3 protein-coding genes are annotated in these 3,932 nt (G+C 60.9%); all 3 read left to right on the top strand.

The features are described 5' to 3' along the window. A partial coding sequence (locus AB5405_RS07060; RefSeq protein ID WP_368138008.1) for an iron-sulfur cluster assembly scaffold protein occupies nucleotides 1-708 on the top strand: 708 nt, incomplete at its 5' end. An 18-nt stretch (nucleotides 709-726) separates the two neighbouring features. Next, entirely contained in the window at nucleotides 727-1,731 is a 1,005-nt protein-coding gene (locus AB5405_RS07055; RefSeq protein WP_117800431.1) for a GGGtGRT protein, read from the top strand. A gap of 256 nt (nucleotides 1,732-1,987) precedes the next feature. Continuing rightward, nucleotides 1,988-3,514, top strand: coding sequence for an FAD-dependent oxidoreductase (locus tag AB5405_RS07050; protein WP_368138007.1), 1,527 nt, complete (start codon nucleotides 1,988-1,990; stop codon nucleotides 3,512-3,514). Nucleotides 3,515-3,932 lie beyond the last annotated feature (418 nt).

The raw sequence follows: 3,932 nt of genomic DNA, 5'->3' as shown, positions 1-3,932 counted from the left end.
ATGTGCCCCGTTGCCAAGGGTGCATACCACGGCCCCGCACCCATCCCCGAGGAGGGCAAGTGGGTCCAGGCTAAGGAGATTTCCGACATCTCCGGTCTTACGCACGGTGTGGGTTGGTGCGCACCTCAGCAGGGCGCCTGCAAGCTCACGCTGAACGTCAAGGACGGCATCATCGAGGAGGCCCTCGTTGAGACCATCGGCTGCTCGGGCATGACCCACTCTGCCGCCATGGCTTCCGAGATCCTTCCCGGCAAGACCATCCTCGAGGCCCTCAACACCGACCTCGTCTGCGACGCCATCAACGTTGCTATGCGCGAGATCTTCCTGCAGATCGTTTACGGCCGCAGCCAGACCGCGTTCTCCGAGGGCGGCCTGCCCGTGGGCGCCTCCCTCGACGACCTCGGCAAGGGCCTTCGCTCTCAGGTCGGCACCATGTTCGGCACCAAGGCCAAGGGCGCTCGTTACCTCGAGCTCGCTCAGGGCTACGTCACCCGCATGGCTCTCAACGACAAGAACGAGATCATCGCATTCGAGTTCCTGAACCTCGGCAAGTTCACCGACGCCGTCAAGGCCGGCAAGACCCCCGAGGAGGCCATCGCTGGCGCTATGGGCCACTATGGTCAGTGGGAGAACGCTGCCAAGTACATCGACCCGCGCACCGACGAGGAGACTCACTCCGTCGCCAGCGTGTTCCCGGTTCACGAGTAGAAAGGGAGGGAAATAACTATGACTGTTACGTTCGAAGGTTACGAGCGCCGCGCTGACAAGATCAACAAGTGCCTCGCCGACAACGGCATCGCCTCCCTCGAGGAAGCTCTGCAGATCTGCACCGACAAGGGCTTCAACCCGCGTGAGATCGTCAACAACACCCAGTCCATCGCCTTCCAGAACGCCGAGTGGGCCTACACCCTCGGTTGCGCTCTCGCTGTCAAGCGTGGCGCCAAGTCCGCTTCTGAGGCTGCCGCCATCATCGGCGAGGGCATCCAGGCCTTCACCGTTCCCGGCTCCGTCGCCGAGGACCGCAAGGTCGGTCTGGGCCACGGCAACCTGGGCGCTATGCTGCTCTCCGACGATACCGAGTGCTTCGCCTTCCTGGCCGGCCACGAGTCCTTCGCTGCCGCTGAGGGCGCTATCGGCCTGGCTCTGAACGCCAACAAGGCTCGCAAGAAGCCGCTGCGCGTTATCCTCAACGGTCTGGGCAAGGACGCCGCCCAGATCATCGCCCGCATCAACGGCTTCACCTACGTGAAGACCCAGTTCGACTACTACACGGGCGAGCTCAAGGTCGTCGAGACCATCCCCTACTCCGATGGTCCCCGCGCTGCCGTTAACTGCTACGGCTCCGACGACGTCCGCGAGGGCGTTGCCATCATGTGGCACGAGAACGTCGACATCTCGATCACCGGTAACTCCACCAACCCCACGCGCTTCCAGCACCCCGTCGCTGGCACCTACAAGAAGGAGCGCCTCGAGGCTGGTAAGAAGTACTTCTCCGTCGCTTCTGGTGGCGGCACTGGCCGTACCCTGCACCCGGACAACATGGGCGCCGGCCCTGCCTCTTACGGCATGACCGACACCATGGGCCGTATGCACTCCGACGCCCAGTTCGCCGGTTCTTCCTCCGTGCCTGCGCACGTCGACATGATGGGTCTCATCGGCATGGGCAACAACCCCATGGTCGGTGCCACCGTCGCCTGCGCTGTCGCCGTCGAGGAGGCCCTCAAGGCCTAATCGCGCCCGCGCGATGCTCATATAGTTGAGCTTTGGAGCCGCTACCTTTCGAGGTAGCGGCTCTTTTTGTTTGCGCTGGCGCAGGGTAGCTAATGCCGGTATATCAGTTGGGGCGAAATACGAGATGTGATGAGACGGAGCGTCAGAACGCCTATGACGCCCACCTGCCATATTTGCCCTTTACCGATTTGCCGAGTCTTTGCGGCCCCATTGCCGATCACCCATGCGACAATGCGCCGGACGAGAAAGGAATCCGATGGAATCGACTGATGTACTGGTAATTGGATCTGGCATTGCGGGCCTTTGCGCCGCCATCGAAGCGGCACGCACGGGCGCAACCGTCGCTGTGGCAAGCGCCGGCAAGGTTATGAGCGGATCGAGCTTCTTCCCCGGAACCTGGGGCCTGGGGCTTATCGGACCCGTTAACCAAGACGACGAACAAGACCTCATCGACACCATCCAGACCGTCGGCGGCGGTGTCGCCGACCCCGAGCTTGTCCAGACGTTTGTCCACGGCATTCCCCAGGCAATTGAATGGCTCGAGCAAGACCTGTGCGTTGAGCTCAAGCGTCCGCAAAACGCTGAGAGCGCTCAGCAAAAGCAGTTTATCCCCTGCTTTGACCACAAGACGCGCATGTGGCGCGGCCTCACCCGCAAGCCCCTTGAGGACGCTCTGACGACCCGGATTGAGTCGCTCGGCATTCGCCTGCTCCCCCGCCATGAGCTTATTGACCTTATTGAGGACACGAACGGAAGAATAACCGGGACCGTTCTCTACGACCTTACCGAAAATCGAATCGTGCCCTTTGCTGCCAAGGCCACGATCATCGCAGCCGGTGGCACAGGCGGCCTGTTCGAGCGCAGCCTTACGTCGGCTGATGTGCTCAGCTCCTCGCAGGCCATCGCACTCGCGCACGGCGCATCGCTTACTAATATAGAGTTCATGCAGATGATGCCCGGCTTCATCGAGCCCAAGCGCAACCTGGTCTTCAACGAGAAAACCTGGCGCTACGTACATGTAGACCAGCCGGCAGATATTGCCGACGACAAGCTGGACGACCTGCTCGAGCAGCGCTCTGGATATGGTCCCTTCACTTCGCGCCTGGATTCACGTGCAATTGATCTTGCCATCGATCAAGCGGGTGCCGAAGGCCTGGCGCTCCACTACGACTTCCCTCGCGAGGATGTCCCAGAGTTTGTGCAGACCTTTGCCACCTGGCTGCAAGACGAGCATGGCATCGCGCCGAGCGACGAGATGCGTGTGGCGATGTATGCTCACGCCGCCAACGGCGGTATCAAGATCGACAAGACCGCGTACACGGGCGTTGAGGACCTCTACGCCTGTGGCGAGGCAACAGGCGGTATGCACGGCGCCGATCGCATTGGCGGCCTGTCAAGCGCCAACGGCATCGTATTCGGGCGCATCGCAGGCGTATCGGCAGCCCTTGCAGCGCAGAATGCACCTGAGATGGCCCCGAAGACGGATATCGACCTCCCCAAACATGGCATAGCTACAGCAGATGCCGAACGCCTGACACACAGCCTTAGGCACACGATGAGCACCTATTGCATGATCAACAGGACCGAAACAGGCCTATCCGAGGCACTACACGAGCTTGAAGGCTTGAAAACGGAGGCAGCGACCTTGAGCACACAGAAAGCCCAGGACAGCGAAGTCGCAGCCCTCGCCCGCCTACAGTCGCAGATTCAGCTTGCGATGGAGATGGTCAAAGCCATGCGCAAGCGGACTGCAAGCTTAGGTTCGCACTATCGAGCAGACTAAATCGATTCTCACTTTGAGTTTGATCACAACTTCTCAACATGCATCGAGCCCCGTGAGCATAATTCCTCTAAGGAGAACACGCCTATGGGGCTTTAGCCGTGTTTTCCCTAAGGGAATCACGGTGCAGATTTCTCAGCTCCGCGCTCCGACGGGTTCGACCCCATGCGAGGTCAACAAAAAAGCGACCAGCCTGAGCCAGTCGCTTTAACATGCTTTGGTGGGCCGTCAGGGGGTCAGCCTGCTGCGCAGGCGGCCGCTGCGGCGCCAAGGCGCCTTGCGCGCTGCGCTGGCAAACGCTTACGCGTTTCCTCAGCTCCGCGCCCTTTCGGGTTCGACCCCATGCAAGGTCAACAAAAAAGCGACCAGCCGAAGCCAGTCGCTTTACAATGCCTTGGTGGGCCGTCAGGGGGTCGAACCC

It is taken from the genome of Collinsella aerofaciens (assembly GCF_040920445.1).
Lineage (GTDB): Bacteria > Actinomycetota > Coriobacteriia > Coriobacteriales > Coriobacteriaceae > Collinsella > Collinsella aerofaciens_BH.
Note: the sequence above shows the minus strand (reverse complement) of the source record. Positions and strands in the feature narration are given on the sequence as shown.